The 22,681-nt window shown below is 61.9% G+C and carries 16 protein-coding genes; 6 read left to right on the forward strand and 10 right to left on the reverse strand.

Features of this window, described 5'->3' with window-relative positions:
* Nucleotides 1-524 precede the first annotated feature (524 nt).
* A complete protein-coding gene (locus NMA58_RS18750) occupies nt 525-1,049 on the reverse strand; it encodes a DUF2937 family protein (RefSeq protein ID WP_221114650.1) in 525 nt (174 codons plus the stop codon).
* A 146-nt stretch (nt 1,050-1,195) separates the two neighbouring features.
* On the opposite strand from NMA58_RS18750, the gene NMA58_RS18755 reads away from it, so the two are divergent.
* Together NMA58_RS18755 and NMA58_RS18760 are read left to right on the forward strand one after the other, a co-directional pair.
* Nucleotides 1,196-1,477, forward strand: coding sequence for a hypothetical protein (locus NMA58_RS18755; protein ID WP_085779661.1), 282 nt, complete (start codon nt 1,196-1,198; stop codon nt 1,475-1,477).
* 116 nt (nt 1,478-1,593) lie between these two features.
* A complete protein-coding gene (locus tag NMA58_RS18760; RefSeq protein ID WP_176536406.1) occupies nt 1,594-1,746 on the forward strand; it encodes a hypothetical protein in 153 nt (50 codons plus the stop codon).
* 45 nt (nt 1,747-1,791) lie between these two features.
* Here the strand turns inward: NMA58_RS18760 and NMA58_RS18765 are convergent, their stop codons facing one another.
* Both NMA58_RS18765 and NMA58_RS18770 read right to left on the reverse strand, forming a co-directional pair.
* Nucleotides 1,792-2,082, reverse strand: a complete 291-nt coding sequence (locus NMA58_RS18765) for a BON domain-containing protein (protein ID WP_434711574.1) — start codon at nt 2,080-2,082, stop codon at nt 1,792-1,794.
* A gap of 60 nt (nt 2,083-2,142) precedes the next feature.
* Nucleotides 2,143-2,793 carry a hypothetical protein gene (locus NMA58_RS18770; protein ID WP_434711575.1) on the reverse strand — a complete coding sequence of 217 codons (651 nt, stop codon included), beginning with the start codon at nt 2,791-2,793 and terminating at the stop codon, nt 2,143-2,145.
* 374 nt (nt 2,794-3,167) lie between these two features.
* On the opposite strand from NMA58_RS18770, the gene dxr reads away from it, so the two are divergent.
* Nucleotides 3,168-4,358, forward strand: a complete 1,191-nt coding sequence (dxr, locus tag NMA58_RS18775; protein ID WP_434711576.1) for a 1-deoxy-D-xylulose-5-phosphate reductoisomerase — start codon at nt 3,168-3,170, stop codon at nt 4,356-4,358.
* A gap of 12 nt (nt 4,359-4,370) precedes the next feature.
* Here the strand turns inward: dxr and NMA58_RS18780 are convergent, their stop codons facing one another.
* The 7 genes from NMA58_RS18780 to hemA all read right to left on the reverse strand — a co-directional run bounded on the left by NMA58_RS18780 (nt 4,371) and on the right by hemA (nt 13,196).
* Nucleotides 4,371-5,444 carry an ABC transporter ATP-binding protein gene (locus NMA58_RS18780; protein ID WP_430959660.1) on the reverse strand — a complete coding sequence of 358 codons (1,074 nt, stop codon included), beginning with the start codon at nt 5,442-5,444 and terminating at the stop codon, nt 4,371-4,373.
* 23 nt (nt 5,445-5,467) lie between these two features.
* On the reverse strand, nt 5,468-7,390 hold the full coding sequence (locus tag NMA58_RS18785) for a glycoside hydrolase family 127 protein (protein WP_434711577.1): 1,923 nt from the start codon (nt 7,388-7,390) through the stop codon (nt 5,468-5,470).
* A gap of 127 nt (nt 7,391-7,517) precedes the next feature.
* Nucleotides 7,518-8,381, reverse strand: coding sequence for a carbohydrate ABC transporter permease (locus NMA58_RS18790; protein ID WP_434711578.1), 864 nt, complete (start codon nt 8,379-8,381; stop codon nt 7,518-7,520).
* Entirely contained in the window at nt 8,378-9,295 is a 918-nt protein-coding gene (locus NMA58_RS18795) for a carbohydrate ABC transporter permease (RefSeq protein ID WP_183705322.1), read from the reverse strand. The genes NMA58_RS18790 and NMA58_RS18795 overlap by 4 nt, the downstream gene beginning before the upstream one ends.
* A 74-nt stretch (nt 9,296-9,369) precedes the next feature.
* Nucleotides 9,370-10,608, reverse strand: coding sequence for an ABC transporter substrate-binding protein (locus NMA58_RS18800; RefSeq protein WP_085779669.1), 1,239 nt, complete (start codon nt 10,606-10,608; stop codon nt 9,370-9,372).
* Nucleotides 10,609-10,662: 54 nt separating this feature from the next.
* A complete protein-coding gene (locus NMA58_RS18805; protein ID WP_434713450.1) occupies nt 10,663-11,685 on the reverse strand; it encodes a LacI family DNA-binding transcriptional regulator in 1,023 nt (340 codons plus the stop codon).
* A 296-nt stretch (nt 11,686-11,981) separates the two neighbouring features.
* Complete coding sequence (gene hemA, locus NMA58_RS18810; RefSeq protein WP_434713451.1) at nt 11,982-13,196, reverse strand: 5-aminolevulinate synthase; 1,215 nt, start codon at nt 13,194-13,196, stop codon at nt 11,982-11,984.
* A 327-nt stretch (nt 13,197-13,523) separates the two neighbouring features.
* On the opposite strand from hemA, the gene NMA58_RS18815 reads away from it, so the two are divergent.
* The 3 genes from NMA58_RS18815 to NMA58_RS18825 all read left to right on the forward strand — a co-directional run bounded on the left by NMA58_RS18815 (nt 13,524) and on the right by NMA58_RS18825 (nt 22,681).
* Complete coding sequence (locus tag NMA58_RS18815) at nt 13,524-13,781, forward strand: YMGG-like glycine zipper-containing protein (RefSeq protein ID WP_011427043.1); 258 nt, start codon at nt 13,524-13,526, stop codon at nt 13,779-13,781.
* 167 nt (nt 13,782-13,948) lie between these two features.
* The gene (locus tag NMA58_RS18820; RefSeq protein ID WP_434711579.1) at nt 13,949-15,877 is read left to right on the forward strand and encodes an autotransporter assembly complex protein TamA; all 1,929 of its coding nucleotides are present in this window, start codon (nt 13,949-13,951) and stop codon (nt 15,875-15,877) included.
* A gap of 60 nt (nt 15,878-15,937) precedes the next feature.
* Complete coding sequence (locus tag NMA58_RS18825; RefSeq protein ID WP_434711580.1) at nt 15,938-22,681, forward strand: translocation/assembly module TamB domain-containing protein; 6,744 nt, start codon at nt 15,938-15,940, stop codon at nt 22,679-22,681.

The following is a 22,681-nucleotide window of genomic DNA, read 5'->3' on the forward strand; positions in this document are numbered from 1 at the left end:
GGGCGATGGGAGGGCTTCGCCCGAACTCTTCTGTTCGTTCGAACAAAAGCAAGCCGGACCTGCTTGCGTGAGAAGGCGCTGTTTGTCCCGGCTTACTTTCGAATAAACACGGAATGCTGGCAGAGCCAGCATACTTGTTTCTTTCCTTCCCGTAATCCAGCCTGCCATGACGGCGACCGATGTCAACGGCCCCAAAGGGACCGTTCCCCTGCGGTGACATCGATCGCCTTACATGGCCTGCTTAGCGTATCGGGACGGGGAACATCAGTTCCGCCTACGGCGGGTTCGATCCCTCACGGGGGATCGAACAGGGAACTTGCTTTGGCAGCAGCTAGGTCTATACCGGTAAATCTCGGTAAGATCCGAACCGCCCTTAAATGAGCATCAGATTCCTAATCTGGGGGTCGCGCGTTCGAATCGCGCCGGGATCACCATTCTCAAACGCTGAGCCATATGGCCACTGCGGGAATGGGTGGAATGACTGATCTCGTCTTGTAGATCGCCGCTGAAGACTTTGCCTCGTTTCAAGCTCGCGGTACCTGACGATAGGCTCCTCGTCTTCTTATGATCCGCCGTGCCCCTAGTCCCAGCAACGCCGCCACAACCGATCCGCCGACAAAACCGATTGCGCCCCAGAAGAGGCCGGCAAAGCTCATAGGCACCCCAGGCACGAAATCGCGCCAGGTATTGGCGAAAACCACATCATCCGCATTACTCAGCAGCACGAAGGGCTTGGCGACGGGGGCGGCGGTGCTGAGTTTCAATTGCTGCGACTGCAGTGTTTCGTAACGCGCGATCGTGCTCTGCATCGAGACGCCGCGGTCGCGCAGGAAATCGTCGGAAGATTGGGCATAGGCGTTCAGCGCCTGCTCGCGGTCGAGCTGATGCTGGGCGGCTTGGCGGTTGAAGTCCTCGACGATGACACGCAGCTCATCGATCGCGCCGCCGATCCGCTGGCGATATTGCTGCGCAAATTCAGGCGCTTGCGAAAAGACCGTGCCGCCGGCAAGTCCGGCGACAAGGGCGATGATCCTTGCAATCTGTCCCACGTCCGTGGTCTCCGGCTGTTTCCTGCGCTAACGATCCGCGGCCGCAAAGGTTTCTGCCTTCGACACAATCGGTAACGCTATGTGATTGAACCGGCGGCGCTTCCGGCGAGTTGAGACTATGACCAACTCAGAAAGAGAGGCTCGTCATGAAACAGTTCATTCTTGCTTGCACGCTCGCTGCAGCGTCCGTCCTTTCCGCCATGCCGTCCCAGGCGGCAAGCGTGACTATCACCACCGATAACCCGCGTCCTTATTACGGCGATTTGGAGCGTCCTTATTATCGCGATTCGGAGCGCCCTTATTATCGCCACCGGCCCTACTACCGCCATCACATGATGCGCCGCGTCTCCGATGATTGCTTCACCAAGACGGAAAGAATCCGCCGTCACGGCCATACGATCATCAAGGAGACCCGGATCTGCCGATAAGGCGGTCCATGCACGAAAAGCCCGGCCGCTCCTCCCCAGCCGGGCTCTTCACCTTTCCGCTGATCAGGAACTTCGCAACATCGGCTGCGTTTATCGCGAAAACGGGAGAACTCATCATGCGTATCAAGATGACTCTTTTGGCAATCGCCTATGTCGCCGTCAGCGCTCTGCTGCTCGCCATCGCGTATCAGCCGCAGGGGTCGGTGGCCACAGCGAAGACCGATCGCCTGGAAGGCGCATCCTTCCTCGTCGAGCGCTTCGCCGGTTGATCAGCCGAGCGCCGGCGCTCGCAAGCGGGAGGCGTTTCGCTAATATCAATGTGGGTTGCCGACGGCAGACCCGCTGAGCAGGATTCGGTTCTGCACCGCGGTCACGCCCTCGACCGCCCGGGCGACGGCGGTTGCCCGTTCGATTTCCCCGACCGTACCGACGGCGCCTGTCAACACGACCTGATCTTCCTCCATCGTCACTTCCACATCCGACGCATCGATGCCGCCGGCAATTGCCAATGCATTGGCGACGGTGGCCTCGAGAGATGCGCGATTGGCGATCTCCGCTTCCACTTCGGGCGCAAGCCCGTGAAATGTCGGCTCTTTGAAAACCATATTCCGTTCCTCCGAAAGATCTCAAGAAGAAACGCCATCGGCCTGGTTTGGTTTCCTGCGTTACCAGCTGACGCGATAGCGGAGATTGACGCTGCTCGCCTCATCAGGCGAGAACGGATTGCTGACCGAGGCATCGAGGTTGAGGTTCGGCAGGATCGCCTGGTTGACCGCCACCGTGCTCGAGAAGTCGCCGCTGGCATTGCTGGCCCCGGCGCCTGCCGAAAGCGAGGTTCCCGTCCAGGGATGGATCAACTTCAGCGCCTGTGACGCCGTCACCGAAGTCTCCCTGGCATCGACCGGGTCGTAACGGACGCTCAGGGAGCGGCTCGATTGCATGTCGAGCGAATCCGACAGGATCCAGCTGCGCGAGCGGCTGAGCGTCAGAGCGCCGCTGCCGCGCAGCGTATCGACGCTGACCCTGGCGCCCTGCTGCGATTGGCCTGCCGGCGTAACGCTCGTCTTGCTGATCCTGCCCCAGAGCATGGCCTGTTCGGAATCGGGTAGCGGCGCGCCGCCTTTTGTCGCTGCCAATGCGAGATCGGCGCCGGCGCTCGTCTCCCATTCCGCCGGCAGACGAAAACCCATCGTTGCCTTGTATGATCGATCCGAGACTTTGGCAGGCGACCAGATCAACAGGTCGTCCGCCTTTGCGGTCACGGTCAGCGAAAGCACGATGGCGGAAAGAATGATGGCTATTCTGAATATCGTCATGTGTTCCGATCGTTTTGACCTGACACGTGCTGGCTCATCGAATGGCACGATACCGCACCAAAGTGCCGCAGCGAACACGGACAGGCAGCACGGCCAAGCCGTTCATCCCGATGTCATCCTCGATTTAGTGTTTGGCCGAAAAAGCCGAGGGCAGCCAGGTGCCCGTTTTTCAATGGCCGCCGCAGCGCCCCGCCCATGCGCCGACGAGCGGCGGCAGGGGAATCACATCCTTTCAGGAATGTCATGAGGATCACACCCCGCCGCCGCTCTGTAAACCCCCGAGGAGCTGAAATCTGCTGCACCGCACACTTGCCGCACCCTCCAAACCCTAGTAGAGCCTGAGCCTACGAGAGACATTTTTCGCGAAATTCCAAATGATGACCGGCAAAACCGCGCCGCGGCGCCTCAGCATCTTCGGCTCGACCGGGTCGATCGGCCGCAATACCCTCAATGTCGTCGAACATCTGGGCGGGCGGGAGAACTTCGAAATTTCCGTTCTGACAGGCAACGGCAATGTCCAGCTGCTCGCCCGGCAGGCCAGATCCTTCGGCGCGCGGCTGGCGGTGACGGCAAACGACCGGCATTATGAAGCGCTGAAGGGCGAACTTTTCGGCAGCGGCATCGCGGTCGCGTCGGGGAAATCCGGCCTGATGGAAGCGGCCGACCGGCAAGCCGACTGGGTGATGGCGGCAATCGTTGGCACGGCGGGTCTGGCGCCGACGCTTGCCGCTGCGCGCCGTGGCGCTGATATCGCCCTTGCCAACAAGGAATGTCTGGTCTCGGCCGGCGATCTCTTCATCGGGGCGATCCGCGCCGGCGGCGGCAAGCTGCTTCCCGTCGACAGCGAGCACAATGCGATTTTCCAGGTGCTGGAAGAAAACCAGCGCCATGCCGTCGAGCGCGTCATCCTGACCGCCTCGGGCGGTCCCTTCCGTACCGCCTCGTTGAAGGAGATGGCCGATGTGACGGTGGAAACCGCACGCGCCCATCCGAACTGGTCGATGGGCTTGAAGATCTCGATCGACAGCGCCTCGATGTTCAACAAGGCGCTGGAAATGATCGAAGCCCGCCATCTTTTCGGACTGAGGCCCGAGCAGATCGAGGTGATCTTCCATCCGCAGTCGATCATCCATTCCATGGTGGGTTATACCGACGGTTCGGTGCTGGCGCAGCTCGGCGCGCCTGATATGCGCACCGCCATCGGTTACGCGCTGTCCTTTCCGCGCCGGCCGAACCTGCCGGTCGAGCGGCTGGATTTCGCCAAGCTCGCGAGGCTGGATTTCGAAGCGCCGGATGAGGTGCGGTTTCCCGCCTTGCGGCTGGCGCGCCTTGCGATGACGCGCGGCGGCGTTCAGGGCGCGGTGCTGAACGGCGCCAAGGAAGTGGCGCTCGAGGCCTTCATCGAGGGGCGCCTCTCCTTCCTCGCCATGGCCGAGGTCACCGAGAGGGTCATGGATGACCTGGCCCACCTGCCGCCGGCTGCCGGCATGGACGATGTCTTCAACGCCGACCGGCAAGCCCGGCAGCGCGCGGCGGCGCTGCTGAAACTCGATCTCGTCGGTTGAGAGCTCGGTCGGCTAGCGCAGCCGATTGCCGTGCTCGTCGAACAATCGGCAATTCGAGGGCTCGAACTGCAGGCTGACCTCTTCGCCGGCCGCAATGCTGGTCGGCGACCGGTGCTCGACGGTGAGCGACTGACCATCGCCGAGCTGGCAATAGAGATACTGCGTTCCGCCGAGATACTCCGAAAAATCGACTCTTGCCCTCAGGCTGCCATTGAGCTCGGGCGCCACTTTCAGATGCTCCGGCCGCAGACCGAGCGTCACGGCCGCACCGGCCAGCCTGTCTTTCGCCAGCAGGCCGCTTTCGACGCGCCCGCCGGCGATATCGACCAGGCCGCCTTCGCCCCATCGGGCGTTCAGGAGATTCATCCTCGGCGAGCCGATGAAACCCGCCACGAACGTGTTCGACGGATTCTCGTAGATTTCCCGCGGCGTTCCGGCCTGCTCGACGCGGCCGTCGCGCAGCACGACGATCTTGTCGGCGAGCGTCATCGCCTCGGTCTGATCATGCGTGACATAGATCATCGTATTGCCGAGTTCGCGATGAAGGCGGGCGATCTCGATGCGCATGGACACACGCAGCTCCGCATCGAGATTGGACAGCGGTTCGTCGAACAGGAAAACATCGGGCTCGCGCACGATCGCCCGGCCGATCGCCACGCGCTGGCGCTGGCCGCCGGAAAGCTGGCCGGGGCGCCGGTCGAGCAGATGGTCGATCTTCAGGATCGCCGAGGCTGCCTTGACGCGCGCCTCGATCTCCGCACCATTCGTACGCGCCATCTTCAGGCCGAAGGCCAGGTTGTCGCGCACGCTCATATGCGGATAGAGCGCGTAGGATTGGAAGACCATGGCGATGCCGCGCTCGGACGGATCGAGATCGGTGACAACACGTCCCTTGATCTCGATCTCGCCCTCGGTCACGTCCTCCAGGCCGGCGATCATGCGAAGCAACGTCGATTTTCCGCAGCCGGACGGCCCGACGAAGACGACGAATTCGCCCTCCTCGATCGTCAGGTCGATGCCATGGACCACCTGCAGATTGCCATAGCTTTTTCGCACGTCCTGAAGGACGACGCTCTTGTTACCCATACCGTTCGTCATCCCCAAACGACCTACTTGTCCGCCTGGACCCAGACGAGCATCTCTCCGGGCGCGCGGTTGTCCCAGAGATGATAGGGCACGAAGCGTGCTGTGGCGACCCGCCTTTCGGCCGGCGCCTTGCGGTAGAGCGATGTGCCCCAATTCGATGTTTCCTCACGCTCGACCTTGAGATCGAGAGCGACGGCATCATTGAGGTCCTTCAGCACGACGGTTTCGGCGGCCGACAGGTCGCGGGGCAGAACGATGGTGTTGAGGTCCTCGCCATTGTCCGTTGTCTCGACGCAATAGACGAGCGGACCGCGCATCAAGGCGACGCGGCCGGCATCCTGGCGCACTTTCGGATTGGCATATTGCGGACGAAGCGCCAGCGGCAGGTAGACGGCCACCTCATCACCGTCCGCCCATTCGCGGTCGATCCTCGCATATCCGTCGCGGACATGGGCACCGAGGTCGAGCATCGCCCCGTTGACGCTGAGGGTTGCGCCCTCTGCCCAATCCGGGATGCGCAGCGACAGCGCGAACCGAGCCGGCTTTGCCAGCTTGACAGTGAAGGCGACCGCGCCGTCCCACGGATAATTCGTGCGCTGCTCCAGCGCCAACTCGGCACCATTGGCAAGCTTCAGCCGGGCGGTGCTTTCGCCATAGAGATGGACGGCGATCTCATCATCGGCAACCGCATACATGTATGAGCCGATCGACGTCACCAGACGGGCGATGTTCGGCGGGCAGCAGGGGCAATGGTGCCACTTCCAGCGGTGGTGCTTGCCCGCACTTTCGAGCGGATTGTCATAGAAGAAGGTCTTGCCGTCTGTGGAAAGGCCCGGCAGCGCGCCGTTATAAAGCGCCTGCTCCATGATATCGGCATAGCGCCGGTTCGGTCCGCGCCCGAGCATGCGGCTCGCCCAGAAGACCAGGCCGACGGAGGCGCAGGTTTCCGCATAGGCCGTGTCGTTGGGCAGATCGTAATAATCGGTGAAGCCTTCGTTGGAGGCGGCCGGGCCGATGCCGCCGGTGATGTACATCTGCTTGGTCGTCAGATCGTCCCAAAGCGTTTCCAGCGCCGCCGTCAGACTATCGTCCTTGTATTCGGTGGCAATATCGGCCATGCCGGAATAGAGGTACATGGCGCGCACCGCATGGCCGACCACCTTCGTCTGTTCGCGCACCGGGAGGTGCGCCTGGCCATATTCATAGGTCTTCTGATGGAAGTCGGCAGCGCTCCGGCCGTCGCGAGCGGCCTCGGCCGTAAAGAAGTGCGGCTCGGTGCCGCGTTCGTCGATGAAGTATTTCGACAGGTCGAGATATTTCTTCTCGCCGGTCACCCGGGCGAGCTTGACCAATGCCAGCTCGATTTCCTCGTGGCCGCAATAGCCGGGAATCTGTCCCTCGGCATGGCCGAAAACCTTGATCATGTAATCGGCGTAGCGGCACATGATGTCGAGCAGCTTGCGCTTGCCGGTCGCCTGATAATAGGCGACCGCGGCTTCCATCAGATGGCCCGCGCAATAGAGTTCGTGATGATCGCGCAGATTGGTCCAGCGGCGGGATGGCTCGACACGCTGGAACCAGGCGTTCAGATAGCCGTCCTTGTCCTGCATCCGCTCATACATGTCGATGATCTCATCGGCGCGCGCCTCGAGCTTCGGGTTCGGCCGGCGATAAAGCGAGTAGGCGATCGTCTCGATCGACTTGCCGAGATCGGAATCCCAGAACATCTGCGTCGTCCCGCCCCAGGGCTGAATGGGAATGACAACGCCCGGGCTCGGCTGGTCGACGTCGATCGCTTTCAACATCCCGGCCTCGACGCAGCGGTCGAGCAGGGTCTCGGCGGTGGAATTGCAGACGGCGTCCTGCCACTTGCCCCAGAAGCCGCCGAGCTCGACATCGGGAACGGCGACGGGACGAAACTGGCGGTCATTGCTTGACTTGGTCATGGGCTCTACCTTGAGCATGATGCCGAAAAGTGTAAGCGGTTTTCGGACGACATCATGCTCTAACTCTTTAATTTAGAACAGGATTCAGATTTTAGGCCGACGGCCTAAAATCATCCTGTTCTTGCGATCATTTCACCGCGCCGGCCATCAGCCCGCGCATGTAGTAGCGTTGCAGGAGCAGGAAGACGATCAGGCAGGGGATCGTCATGACGACGACACCAGCCTGCACCGCTCCCCAGTTGATGGCGCCGAGCCGCCCGGCGCGAACCGCCGTCATCAGCACCGGCAGGGTGTATTTCTCATTGCTGGAAAGCAGCACGAGCGCAGCGAGAAACTCGTTCCAGGCATTGAGGAAGGCGAAGATCGCCACCGTCGCGACACCGGGCAGCACCAGCGGCAGCAGGACGCGCGCCAGCAGCCTCAGATCGCGCGCACCGTCGATGCGCGCTGCCTCTTCGATCTCCTTGGGCACGGCGTCGAAGGCATTGCGCATCATGAAAACGGAGAAGGGCAGTTGCAGCGTCACATAGACGAGCGTCAGCCCGAGCAGCGAATTGTTGAGGCCGAGTTTTGCCAGGATGATGAAGAGCGGCGTCAGGATCGACTGGAACGGGATCATCAGCGTAGCGATGATCAGCACGAACAGCGCATTCTTCATCGGGAAGCGATAACGCGAGAAGCCGTATCCGGCGAGCAAGCTGACGATGACGGTCAGCACCACAGTGGCGACCGAAACGAACAGCGAATTGATCATGTGCCGCCAGATGCCGGCGCCGAACGTATCGAGCAGCGCATAAGCATCAAAGCTGATGCCGGATGTCGGCCACGGCGGCAAGGGCGGCAGGCTGGCTTCGGCACCCTGCCGGAAGGAAGCGAGCAGCGTGATCGCGAAGGGCGCCAGGAAGAAGATGGAGATGGCGATGCCTGTCAGATGATAGGCCGACTTCGTGCGGATGGCCTTGCGGGCGCGGCGTTGCCTTGACGTCGTCATGGACGCTCCTCCCCGACGCGCAGCAGCCAGAGCTGCACGATGCTGATGGCGACCAGAATGGCGAGGAGCGCAATCGAGAGGGCCGCGCCATAGCCGAGATTGAAGGAGACGAAGGACTGGTTGAAGATGTAATAGACCACCGAGATCATCTTGTTCTGCGGTCCACCGGCCGTCATGATATAGAACTGGTCGAAGGCGAGGATCGAGCCGGTAACCGAGACGATCAGGGCTAGCGCGATCGTCTTGCGCATCAGCGGCAGCGTCAGGTGCCGGAAGCGCTGCCAGCGGCCGGCGCCGTCGATGCGGGCCGCCTCCGTCAGCTCGGATGGAATGGCCTGCAGCCCGGTCAGCAGAATGATCATGGTGAAGCCGGCGATCTTCCAGACGACCATCACCACGACCGTCAGAAAGGCGGTGTCGAAGGTCGCAAGCAGGTTGGGGCTCTTTTCCAGAAGACCGAGTGCTTTCAAGGCTGGGCCGATGAAGCCGCTATCGACATTGGCAAGCCAGACCCAGAGCAGCGAGGCCGTGGCAAGGCCGACCACGACCGGCAGGAAGATGATCGTGCGGTAGGCGCTGACGAACTGCCGTTCCTTTTCGACGAAGATCGCCAGCGGAAAGGCGACAGCGAAGATCGCGACAGTGACGATCACGGTGTAATAGGCGGTGAAATTCAGTGCCGCCATGAAACGGGTGTCGTTGAACATACGGAAATAATTGTTGAAGCCGATCCAGCGCGACGCTCCCATCAGCGGCCAGTTGTGAAGGCTCATCCACCCCGTGAAGAGAACCGGCATGACGAAGAAGACGATGACCAGCGCCATGGCCGGCGCGATGTAGAGCGGGCCGCGCCAATTCGATCTGCGCCGCCGCTTTCGCCGGGGCAATAGGATATTCGAACCGGAACCGGTCATCGAAACGCTCCGCATCTGTCAATTGAAAATGGCCGGGAAGCTGCCACCGCTCCCCGGCCGCGGCCTTGGGAGAGTTATTGGCCGCTATCGATGATCGACTGCATTTCCGACTGGGCGCTCGAGAACGCGCCGTCGACATCGTCGCCGAAGATCGCCGCGTTGGTGAAGCTTGCCCATGGGCCGTTGGCGCTGTTGATCAGGTCGTTGAATTGCAGCGTGTAGGGCGTCTTGGCGACGCTGATCGCCTTGAGGCCGACCTGCATGCGCGGATCGAGACCTTCCAGCACCTTACCGGCGATGTCGCCGCGGGTCGGCAGGCTGCCATATTTCGCCATCACCTTCTGGCCGTCCTCGGAATAGATATATTCGAGGAACTCCTTCACGGCGTCGATCTTCTTGGTGCCCTTGGTGATGACGAAGTTGTCGCCGCCGGCAAAGGAGGAAGGCTTGCCGTCGACCCCGGGGATGAGGGTCACACCGAAATTGATCTCGGGATGCTGGGTCACCAGCGTGCCGATGGCAAAGGCGCCGAGGCTCTGCTGGCCGATCTTGCCGTTGGTGAAGGTCAGGAAGTTCGTACCGTTGTCGCTGGCCGCACCCGCCGGCACGAGGTCCTTTTTAACCATGTTGCGGTAGATGTCGACGGCCTTGCGCATCTGAGGCGTATCGAGCGTCGCCGTCTTGCCGTCGGCCGACAGGATGTCGGCGCCCGCACCCCAGACGAGCGGCGTGAAAGTGAAGATCATGCAGCCACCGCAGCCGCCGCCGGAGAAATAGAAGCCGTAGGTGTCGTCACCGAGTGCCCGGATCTTCTCCGCATTGGCGGTAATTTCATCCCAGTTCGCCGGCGCCTTCTCCGGGTCGAGACCGGCCTTCTTGTAGAGATCCTTGTTCCAGGCGAAGACCGATGTCTCGACGGAGAGCGGCAGGCCGTAGATCTTGTCCTGATAGGTGCCAAGGCGGACATGCGACGGCGAAAGCGAATTGAAATAGGGCAGCGACTTCGCCCAGTCCGTCAGGTCTTCGAGCTGGCCGGCCGCGGCAAAGGCAGGATTGTAGATGAGGTCCATCGACAGCGCGTCGGGCGCCTGTCCGCCGGCGATTGCCGTCGCATATTTCTGCACCAGCTCGGAGAACGGCACTTCGGTCATTACGACCTTGTTCTCATGGCTGGAATTATAGGCTTCGACGACCTTCTTGAAGGCGTCGCCGATCCCCGAGCGGACCCACATTTCGACGTTTTCGGCCGCCGATGCAGCCGACACCATGCACAAAGTAGCGATGCCGGTCGCAGCCAATAGACGCTTGATCATGACACTCCTCCCAATATGGCGCATCTCCTCGCGCCTTTGCTCATTTCCCTGATCTCATTCCTCGGGAGGCCTACCCCCGCATGACCGCCGAACGACGAGCCGGCAGGGCAACTTCCTCACTCCCGGCTCGACAGGCCGTCCTTCCGCAAGCGCCAGCACCGTCAATCCGGCCTGCCGCCCGAGTTCCTTCAGTTCCATATCTACGGTCGTCAGCGGCGGCCGCGTCTGGGCCGCGACAATCTCCCAATTGTCGAAGCCGATCACCGAGACGTCCTGCGGCACCTTGACGCCGCGCTCGCGCAGCGCATCCACCGCACCACGGGCGATCTGGTCGTTGCCGCAGAAGAGCGCATCGGGCTTTTCGCCCGGCCTCTTCCAAAGCTGCTCCACCGCCTCATGGCCCCAGCTCTCCGACCAGATGCCGTAGAGCACCGGCTCGCGGTGGCCCGCTACCTGATGATAGGCCCCGGCCCGCTCCCGCACCGAAAAGAAGTCCTCCGGCCCGGTGATATGCGCAATCCGCCGCCGCCCGATCGTCACGAGCCATTCCACCGCCAATCTCGCACCCTGCTCGTCGTCCGAACGGAAAGTAACGCTGTTTGGCGTCCCCTCGGTGAAGGCATAGACGACAGGCACATGCAAATTCGACAAATCGACAGGCAGACGCTTGTCCAGCCGCTTGCCGGTTGCGATGATACCGTCGACCTGCTTGTCCAGCATCGCATCGACATGGATCTGGGCGAGTGCCGGATCGTCTTCGATGGCGCACAGGAAAACCGAGACGCCATGATCGACGAGAGCGTCCGAAATACCCGCCATCACAGGCAGCGTGAAACGGCCGTAAGTGTCGTTCGTCAGCAGCCCGATGGTGAAGCTGCGCTTGCTGAGAAGACCTCTTGCCAGCGCATTCGGCCGATATCCGATTTCGCCGGCAATCCGCTTAACCCGCTCGCGGGTTTCTGCCCCCATCCGGCCGGTGTCGTTGAGCGCCTTCGACGCCGTTGAGATGCTCACGCCGGCAGCCGACGCGACCTCATGGATGGTGATCCTGCCTCTTTTTCCTCCCGATATGTTCAGGCCTTCCTCCTTCTCAAGTGGCTTGAGAAAAGCTTTTACCAATCTTCCTGTCAAGTGAGAAAAGGTTTTCTCATGCAATTCGGGAGGCGGGGCGGCGAGGCATGGATTGTCTGGAAGGAAGGCCTAGAAACGGCCGATGCGAATCCATCGGACCGGATTGCAATGCGTCACTCATCGTAGAGCGACGGGGCAGCGCTGGATAATGTTAATCAGCTAATGAATGTGGAACGAACAACCGCCGTCAGAACCCGATGGAGGTTCTGATTCGCGGAGCTAGAACCCAAGCGATCGCTAGATCAGGCGACGTGCCTTGCCAGCGCGCAACGCGACCAGAGCGAATGCAGGGCGTCGACGAGATGGGCGATATCGGCGTCGGAATGCAGCGGCGTCGGGGTGATGCGCAGCCGCTCGGTCTTCTTCGGCACGGTGGGATAGTTGATCGGCTGGACATAGACGCCGCAATTGTCGAGCAGCAGGTCGGAGATCCACTTGCACTTGGCGGCATCGCCGACCATCACCGGTACGATATGGCTCGGATTGTGCATATGCGGAATGCCGCGCTGGTCGAGCAGCGAGCGCAATTTGCGCACCCGGTCCTGATGGCGGGCGCGCTCGAACTGACTGACCTTCAGATGCTGGATCGAGGCCACCGCACCGGCGGCGAGCGCCGGCGGCAGCGCCGTGGTGAAGATGAAGCCGGAGGCGAAGGAGCGGATGAAATCGCACAGCGCCGCGGAGGCGGCGATATAGCCGCCCATCACCCCGAAGGCCTTGCCGAGCGTGCCCTCGATCACCGTCAGCCGGTCCATCAGCCCCTCGCGCTCGGCGATGCCGCCGCCGCGCGGGCCGTACATGCCGACCGCATGCACCTCGTCGAGATAGGTCATCGCGCCGTATTTGTCGGCCAGATCGCAGATCTCCTTGATCGGAGCGATATCGCCATCCATCGAATAGACGCTCTCGAAGGCGATCAGCTTCGGCGCCCTCGGATCGGCGGCTTTGAGCTTGGCTTCGAGATCGGCGACGTCATTGTGTTTCCAGATCACCTTGTCGCATTTGGAATGACGGATGCCCTCGATCATCGAGGCGTGGTTCAGCGCGTCGGAGAAGATGATCAGGCCGGGGATCTTGGCGCCGAGCGTGCCGAGGGCTGCCCAGTTGGAGACATAGCCCGAGGTGAAGATCAGTGCTGCTTCCTTGCCGTGCAGATCGGCAAGCTCACGCTCGAGCAGGACGTGATAGTGGTTGGTGCCAGAAATATTCCGGGTGCCTCCCGCACCCGCGCCACAGTGGTCGATGGCGGCCTTCATCGCCTCGATCACCTTCGGGTTCTGGCCCATACCGAGATAGTCGTTGGAGCACCAGACCGTGACTTCCTTCTCGCCATCGGCCGTATGGCGCGTCGCACGGGGAAAATTGCCGCGGTGACGTTCGAGATCGGCAAAAACGCGGTAGCGGCCCTCGGCATGAAGCCCGTCAAGCTCGTTTTTGAAAAATGCTTCGAAATCCATCATATGCTCCAGAATCACGCGGCCGTTCTTGCCGATCGGACGTCCGCGCGTCAATGCTTACCCTTTGGTTTAACATCAACTGCGGCAAAAGGCCCAGTTTTTTGAATGATTCCAGACAAAAAAATACGTGCGCCACAATCAATGGGGCCGTGCGGCAAAAGCGCCCGACATAGGCGCAAAATCCGCAAGGCCCGCAACACCCCTTCAACGCAAAAAAATCCGGACAAGAGTGGACAACCCTTTCTTCCGACATAGTTTTCGAGCTAGCGTGCCAAAAAACAATAGGGACGGCCTATGCCCATTGGGCGACAACCCAGGAGAAAAGAGATGAAAAAAGCTGTCATACTCGCATTGATCGGCCTGTCGGTCGCAAGCTGCACACCGACCCAGCAGGGCGCGGGCATCGGTGCTGCATCCGGCGCAGTCATTGGCGGTGCAGTCACCGGCAATGTCCGAGGTGCGGCGGTCGGCGCCGCCATCGGCGGCGTGTCGGGCGCCCTGATCGGCAGCGTCGCGGAACAGCCCGGCCAGTGCTACTATCGCGACCGCTATGGCCGCCGCTACATCGACGCTTGCCCGCGCTGAGAGCGCTGACAAAGCGGCAAAACAGGAAATCCCGGACACACATCCGGGATTTTTTGTACTGAATTAGCGCGTGGGCAATTTAAAATGGTACACCCTGCGCGATTTTGCCGCTAAGCTGTTCACGGCTGGGCAACGAAGCTTCATGTAGGCGTAACCAAAAGCAGCGGATGCGGATTAGAGGGACAAGTCCGAAAATAGGTTTTGCGTATCGGCGAACAGGCACCATGATGGTGGTCGCAGCGGCAGCTGCTTTCTCACCGGTCCTGATCGGCGATGCTTACGCCTTCAAGCTTTTCGGCATCACCATCTTCGGCAAAGAGGAGGATGAGAGCGAACAGGTTCCCGATCCGGTGCGCTATCACGTCGAGCTCAAGGCCGACACCGCCGATCCCGATCTCAAGGAAGCGCTCGAAAACAGCTCCCGCCTCGTCAGCGACCAGAAACAGCCCGTCTCCGGCGATCTTGGCATCGTCGTCAAGGCGCGTGACGACCGCGAGCGCCTGATCGCCGCGCTCTATGAAAAGGCCCGTTACGGCGGCGTGGTGACGATCACCATCGATGGCAAGGATATCGACGATCTGCCGCCCAACCCGACATTCGACCGCTCCGGGCCGGTTCCCGTCGCCGTCAAAATAACCCCCGGCCCGGTTTTCAGGGTCAGAGAGGTGCAGTTCGGCGGCGACGCCGCGGATCGCAATCCCGCCGATTACGACCTTGCCCCCGGCGCAGAGGCCGGCTCGCTCGCCATCATCAAGGCCGGCGACAAGATTGTCGAACAGTTGAAAAGTGAAGGCCGGCCCTTCGCCAAATTGACCGAACGCAAGGTCGTCGCCGATCACAGGAGCGATACGGTCGACATCGTGCTTGCTGCCGAAGGTGGGGCTGTCGCCCCGATCGGCGACGTCGGGGTCACCGGCGAAAAAACCGTGCGGCCCGGTTTCATCCAGCGTTATTCCCGGCTGAACAAAGGGGACGCCTATTCGCCGGAAAGGCTGAAGAAGGCCGGCGAGCGGCTTCGCGCCCTCGGCGTCTTTTCGAGCGTCACCATTCATGAGGGCGATGTGCTGGCGCCTGATGGTACGCTGCCGATGACGATCGAGGTGTCCGAAGGCAAGAGGCGTTATTTCGGCGTCGGCGCGCAATATTCCACCACCGACGGCCTCGGCATCCAGGGTTATTGGGGCCACCGCAACCTGTTCGGCGAGGCCGAGACGCTGAGAATCGAAGGTTCGGTCTCGCGGCTCGGCGAAACAACCGATGTCGGCAGCCTCGACTACTCCGCCGGCATCCTCTTCACCAAGCCCGGCGCCTTCTTCCCGGCCGCCACGCTGAAGGCCGGCATCGTCGCCAAGACCCAGAACCCGGACGCTTATAATGCGACGCTCGTCACCGCCTCGCTTGGCCTTTCCTATGAACTGACCGACAAGGACACGGTGTCGGCGAGCGGCGAAGTCAGCTGGGAGCGTGATGACGACGCCTTCGGCACCAATGACTATCTGACCATCGCCCTGCCGCTTCAATATGATCGTGACGCACGCGACGACAAGTTCAATCCGACCGAAGGCTATCGGGCGACAGCATCGGCAAAGCCCGGCTACGAGATCTTCAACGCCACACCCTACGCGGCATTCGAGGGCTCGATCTCCGGCTATCTGCCCTTCGGCGCCGAGGACCGCCTCGTGCTTGCCGGCAAGATCGCCGCCGGCGTGCTGATCGGCGGCGGCGGGATCGAGGACATTCCTGCCACGCAGCGTTTTTTCGCCGGCGGCGGCGGTTCAGTGCGCGGATATAGCTATCAGGAGATTTCGCCTTACAATGACAATGGCGATGCCACCGGCGGCCGCTCCTATGTGACCGGGTCGTTGGAGGCCCGCTTCAAGATCACCGATACAATCGGCCTCGTGCCCTTCATCGATGTCGGCACCGTATCGGATAGCACCTTCCCGGGTTTTTCCGATATCCGCGCCGGCGCCGGCGCGGGAATACGATATGCCACACCTTTCGGGCCGTTGCGGCTTGATTTTGCCGTGCCGCTGAACAAGTACGAAGATGGCACAGATTATGGAATTTATGCCGGCATCGGCCAATCCTTCTAGGATTGCGATTCCGGCTTCTTCCGATCGATGGGCCGCATGAAAACGGGGTAGTCCGCGCCGATGCAAACGCTGGCAAAAATCGTCAACTGGATCGTGCGGGTCACCGGCTATGCCGTAGGCGCCATTTTGATTCTCGCTGTCGCGGCACTTGCGATCTTCGGCTTCACCTCCTTTGGAGCCCGCATCGTCACCGAGAGGATCGCCTCCACCCTTTCCAACCGCGACATGACGATCGAGGTGCGCGAACCGGAAGGGCTTTTGACTGGCGGGCTTCGCGCCGCCGAAATCTCCCTATCCGACACGAGGGGCGTTTTTGCGGAAATTCACGGCGTGGCAATCGATTGGAACCCGCTGGCGCTGCTGACGGGAACATTCCACGCCAAGCGTTTCCAGATCGACACGATCAACGTGCTGCGCAAGCCGGTGCGCACCCTGCCCTCGCGGCCCGGCGCCGAAAATTCCGGCGGCTTCGCACTTCCGGTCAAGATCGATATCGACCATGTGGCCCTGCCTGATATCAAACTGGCCGAAGCTTTTGCCGGGCGCGCCTTCGCGCTCGCCGCCAACGGCAGCCTTTCGGCGGATGGCGACGGCGGCGAAGCGATGGTCAATGTCAGCCGCCACGCGGTTCCGGATGCGCACCTTACTGCCGATATCGCCTACGCGCCGGCCGAAAACCGGCTGCAGCTGAAGGCTGAGCTTGCCGAGCCGAAGGGTGGGCTGTTGGCAGGCTTCCTCGGCCTGCCTGACAATCCTGCCGTCAACATCGACCTCGACGGTCAGGGACCGATATCCGACTGGACGGGCAAAGTGCAGGCTGCGCTCGACGGACAGCAGCGCGCTGCAATCGAGGGCCGGCATGCGATTGGCACAGACGGACTGCACCATCTCGATCTCAAGGGTGGCGGTGACCTGAGTTCGCTTCTTCCCGCGGCATTCCGGCCGCTTTTCGCCGGCCAGACCAATATCGACCTTGCCGCCACCTTCGACGATCATGGCAAGCTCGATATCCAGACCGGCAACATCGCCACCGGCAGCGTCGTCATCGCCGCATCGGGCGCGCTTGATCCGGCCGGCAACAACAGCCTGAACGCCAATCTGCTCGGCACATCCGGCCCCGTCGATTTCCGCTGGCCGCTCGCCGAAGGCGAAGCGCGCTTTCTGATATCAGGCCTCAACCTGGCTCTAACAGGCGACGCGCAGACCGCCCGACTGAGCCTCAGCGGCTCGCTCGACAGCGCAACCCTGCCGCAGGCCGATATCGGCAACGTCAAGCTGACAGCAAAGAGCGACGCCTTCAATCTTGCCGCCCGTTCCGGCAGCGTTCAGCTACGCCTCGTGGCCGGCGACGCAACCTTTGCCGAGCCGAACCTCAACCGCGCAGTTCAAGGCCCTATCACGATCGCCGCGCCGCTCCAGATTTCGCCGGGCGACATCGGCTTCAACGGCACCACCGTCGAAAGCGCCAATATCAACGGCAGCCTCAACGGCTCCTATCGGCTGGCGGACCGCGCGCTGACCGGCAATGTCAAGCTGAGCGTCGAACCGGCGGCCCTGCCGGCCGCGGCGACGAGCAGGTTCGATCAGCCGATCTTGGTCGAAAGCCAGGTGACCGGCACGATCCCGTCGAAATTCGCGCTGTCCAACCTCGTCCTGAAATCCGGCACGCTTGAAGCTGCCGGCAACGTCGCGCTCGACGGCTCGATGTTGAACGCCGATCTTTCAGGCCGGCTGCCCGATATCGGCAAGCTGATGACAGGCGCGAGCGGCGGAGCAGGTTACGCGCTGAGGATCGGAGGCGAACTGCCGGCGATCTCCGTGACAGCCAATATCAAGGCTCCCAGCCTTGAGATAGCTGATCGCGCGCTCGCCGACGTCAATATCGATCTGTCGGGTGTCGCCGATCCCAAGGCGCCGCAGGGGAAGTTTGCGGCCACCGGCACGATCGACGGACAGCCGCTCGGCATCAACGGCGACATCCGTTCTGAAAACGGCAGGACGAGCATTCCCGCACTGACCGCCGATGTCGGCGGCAACCGGCTGACCGGCAATCTGGAGCTCTCGCCCTCCTTGACACCCTCGGGCGGGTTGACCTTCGATTTTCCCAAGCTCGGCTTGCTGGCCGCGCTCGGCGGACAGAAAGCCGAAGGAGACCTCAAGGGCTCGCTCGGCATCGATAGCCATGACGGCAAGATCGCGCTCAAGCTCGTTGCGTCAGGCGCCTCGATCCGCCGCGATACGCTGGCGATCGCTAAGCCGAATATCGACCTCACGGTCAGCGATCTCAGCACCCTCGCGGCAAACGGCACGCTCAGGGCCGAGGAGGTAGCTGCCGGAGCGAACAAACTTGGCGGACTTTCTCTCAGCTTTACCAAGCAGCAAGACCGCACCAACTTCGACCTCGATGCTGCCTATGACCGCAATCCCGTGATGGCGGACGGCACCATCGAGATGGCCGCTGGCAATATCGGCCTCAACCTCGATCGGCTCTCGGCAAGCCCCCGCAACATTCCGATCGAACTCGCTGCGCCGACGCGGGTCACGGTCACCGGCGGCGTCGCCAATCTGGACGGACTGACGCTGAAGACAGGCACCGGCTCGGTATCGGTAACCGGTTCGGCCGGCGAGACGCTGAATCTCGATGCCATCATCAAAGAGCTGCCAGCATCACTCGTCGACGGTCTCGTGCCGAATTTTTCGGCTGGCGGCACGATCTCGGGAACGATTGCCGTGACGGGAACGCCGGCAGCACCCATCGCCGATTTCAAACTCGACTGGAAGGATGCGACCACAGGACAGCTTAAGGGCGCGGGCCTGGCACCGCTGGGCATCATCGCCAGCGGTAAATTTGCCGACAAGAAGCTCGATTTCGACACGACAATCGCCGGTGCCGACAGCCTGTTGCTCAAGGCAAGCGGCGACGTCGGGCTCGCTGATCCGACGGCGCCGGTGCTCAATATCGATGCCGATATCCTCAACCTGCCGGCGCAGGTCGCCAACGGTTTCGTTTCGGATCTCGCCGCCGAGGGCGCCATCACGGGAAAGGTGACCGCTTCCGGTTCCCTAAAGGCACCAACCGCCAATTTCGACCTTGCCTGGAAAAGCGCTGCGACGCGCCACACGAAGCGCGCCGGCCTCGCGGCTCTTGAGGTGACCGCGTCCGGCAAATTCGCGGACAACAAGCTCGATTTCGACGCCGCAGCCATCGGCGCTGACAGACTCTCGCTCAAGGCAAACGGCAACGTTGATATCGCCGAGGCGACGATCGGCGACATCAAGGTCGATGCAACACTGAACAATATCCCCGCAGCTATTGCCAACGGCTTCGTTTCCGATCTCGCAGCGGAAGGCGCTTTCTCCGGAACGGTCGCGGCCAGCGGGTCGCTTGCAGCTCCGATCGCCGATTTTGATCTCCATTGGCAAAACGCCGCGACGAGTCACACGAAACGAGCCGGCCTTACCGGTCTTGACGCTAGGGCGTCCGGAAAGTTCGCCGACAACAAGCTCGATTTCGACGCTGCGGCCAGCGGCGCCAGCAACCTCTCGCTCAAGGCAAACGGCAACGTGGACATCACCGGAACGACGGTCGGCAGCGTCCAGATCAACGCAACACTGGACAATATCCCCGTGGCTATTGCCAACGGCTTCGTTCCCGATCTCGCAGCGGAAGGTGCTCTCTCCGGAACGGTCGCGGCCAGCGGGTCGCTTGCAGCTCCAATCGCCGATTTTGATCTCCATTGGCAAAACGCCGCGACGAGCCACACGAAACGAGCCGGCCTCACCGGTCTTGATGCCACGGCGTCCGGCAAATTTGCCGACAATAAGCTTGATTTCGACGCCGCGATCGCCGGCGCAGACGGGCTCTCGCTCAAGGCGAACGGCAATGTCGCCGTGACCGGCACGACGATCGGCACCGTCGCGGCCGATGCGACGCTGTCAAATATCCCGGCAAGCCTGGCAAACAGCTTCGTCGCCGATCTCGCCGCCGAAGGCACAGTCTCGGGGAGGGTCTCGGCTGCGGGCTCGCTTTCCGCCCCGACCGCCAATTTCGACCTCAATTGGAAAGATGCCTCGACGAACCACACGAAGCGTGCCGGCCTTGCGGCTCTCGCCATGACCGCATCGGGGAAATTTGCCGATAACAAGCTGGATTTCAACGCGGCCGCCGGTGGCGATCAAGGTCTCTCATTGAAGGCCATGGGCAATGTCGCTCTCGCTGGTACGGCGATCGACAGCGTGAACGTCGATGCCGAAATCGCCAAACTCCCGGCTGCTCTCGCCAATGCCTTCGTCCCCGATTTGGCGGCCGGCGGCACAATATCAGGCACGCTCTCGGCAGCCGGAACACCCGCTGCACCCAAGGCCGATTTCAAGCTCGACTGGACGGACGCCGCGACCAGCCACACCAGAAGCGCGCATCTTTCGGGCCTCGCGCTTGCCGGATCGGGACACCTCGCCGACAACAAGCTCGACTTCAACACCAATCTTGGCGGCAAGGACGGCCTGTCGCTGAATGCCGCTGGCAATGTGGCGATATCGGGCACTTCGATCCGCAACATCGACGTCAAAGCCGATCTTGCCAATCTGCCCGCGGGCCTTGCCAACGGCTTCGTTCCCGGTCTTGCCGCGGAAGGCACCGTGTCGGGAACGGCATCCGCCTCAGGAGCGCTGCCCAAACCCGCCGTCGATTTCAAGCTCGATTGGAAGAACGCCGCCACCGCCCAGACCAGGAGCAGCGGCTTGTCGGGCCTGAGTGCCGCGGTCACCGGCAAGTTCGCCAATGACAGGGTCGATTTCGATGCTAGCCTTGCCGGCAAGGACGGCATGTTGGCCAAGGCGACGGGTGGCGCGACGATCGCGGGAACCGCGATACGCGACCTTTCGATCAATGCCGATATTCCGGCGCTGCCCGCAAATATCGCCAATGCCTTTGTTCCCGGCCTCGGAGCCGAAGGCACGCTGTCGGCGAGCGCCCAGACATCGGGAACGCCGGCAGACCCGATCGTCGATTTCAAGCTGAATTGGAAAGATGCCGCGACCAGCCACACCAAGGCCGCCGGCCTCTCCCGCCTTGCCTTGGCGGCGACGGGAAAATATGCCGGCGACCGGCTGGATTTTGATGCCGACCTCAGCGGCGGTGGCGGTATTTCGCTGAAAGCCGCTGGTAATCTTTCCATTGCAGGCACAACGATCCGATCGATCGACGTCACCGCAAACGCCGCCAATGTTCCGGCCGCCATCGCCAACGGTTTTGTTCCTGGCATAGGAGCCGAAGGCACGATCTCGGCGACGGCCAAAGTGACTGGCACGCTGAGCTCGCCCGTCGTGGACTTCAAGGTCGACTGGAAGAATGCGGCAACGAGCCAGACGAAGGGCGCCGGTCTTTCGCCATTCACCATCGGCGCATCCGGCAAGCTTGCCGATAACAGGCTGACGGTCGACACCAACCTTGCCGGCGACGCCGGTATGTCGCTGAAAGGCGGCGGCAGCGTCGTGATATCGGGCAACCGCGCCCTCGACATGCGCTTCAACGGCAATGTTCCCTTCGCCGTGCTTGGCGCCCCGCTCGCACAGCAGGGCTTTGTCGCCGACGGCGTCGCCAACGTCGATCTTAAGATTGGCGGAACGGCCGCAGCCCCCGTCATCAACGGCACGGTCTCGACATCAGGCGCCAAGCTTGTCGACGTCAGGCGCAATCTTGCCGTCAACAATCTCGCAGCCACCGTCACCTTCAATGGCAACCAGGCCGTCATCTCGCGCCTCAGCGGCAATCTGGGCGGCGGCGGCACGATTTCGGCAAGCGGTACCATCGGCATCCAGCCCGCCGGCGGATTTCCCGCCGACATTTCGATCAAGCTCGACAAGGCCGTCTATGTCGACGGAACGCTTGTCGTCTCGACCGTCAACGGAACGGTCGGCCTGCGCGGGCCGATCCTGAGTGCGACGCTGAGCGGCAAGCTTCGGCTGGACAAGACCTCGATAACCGTCCCGGAAAGATTGCCGACCTCACTCCGTGAAATCGACATCCGGCATAAAAACGCACCGCGAGCGGTGCTGGCGCAGCTGCGCGATGACGGTGAACGCAAGCCGGGCGAGAAGTCCTCGACTATCACACTCGACCTCGAAATCGATGCGCCCTCGCAGATCTTCGTGCGCGGCCGCGGCATCGATGCCGAGCTTGGAGGTCTCGTGACGATCCGCGGAACGGCGGCAGCACCGATCGTCACCGGTGGCTTTACAATGCGCCGCGGCCGGCTCACCATTCTCAATCGTCGCCTCAATTTCTCCGACAAGAGCAAAATCACCTTTGCCGGCGACCTGACGCCGGCGCTTGACATGGAAGCGACCTCCACCTCCGGCACGACGACCCTGACGGTCGATGTCTCAGGCCTTGCCACCGATCCGTCAATCACCTTCTCCTCATCGCCCCAGCTGCCGCAGGACGAGGTGTTGGCGCAGCTGATCTTCGGCCAGTCGATGTCGAAGCTCTCGCCGGTGCAGATCGCCCAGCTCGCCGACGCCGTCAGCCAGCTGGCCGGCAACCGCTCCACCTCGCTTTTCGAGGGTCTGCGCAACCAGCTCGGCGTCGACGATTTCGACATCAGCACCGACGCGAAGGGCCAGACGAGCGTCAGCGTCGGCCGCTATCTCAACGACCGTACCTATTTCGAATTGCAGCAGGGCGGCTCGGCCGGCGCCAAGGCAATCATCAATCTCGATGTCGGCCGTGGCGTCAAATTGCGGGGAGCCGCCGGCGGCAATGGCGCCGGCGAAGCGGGCATCGTCTATGAACGGGAATATTAA

Source organism: Rhizobium sp. YTUHZ045, from assembly GCF_051124255.1.
Taxonomy (GTDB): domain Bacteria; phylum Pseudomonadota; class Alphaproteobacteria; order Rhizobiales; family Rhizobiaceae; genus Rhizobium.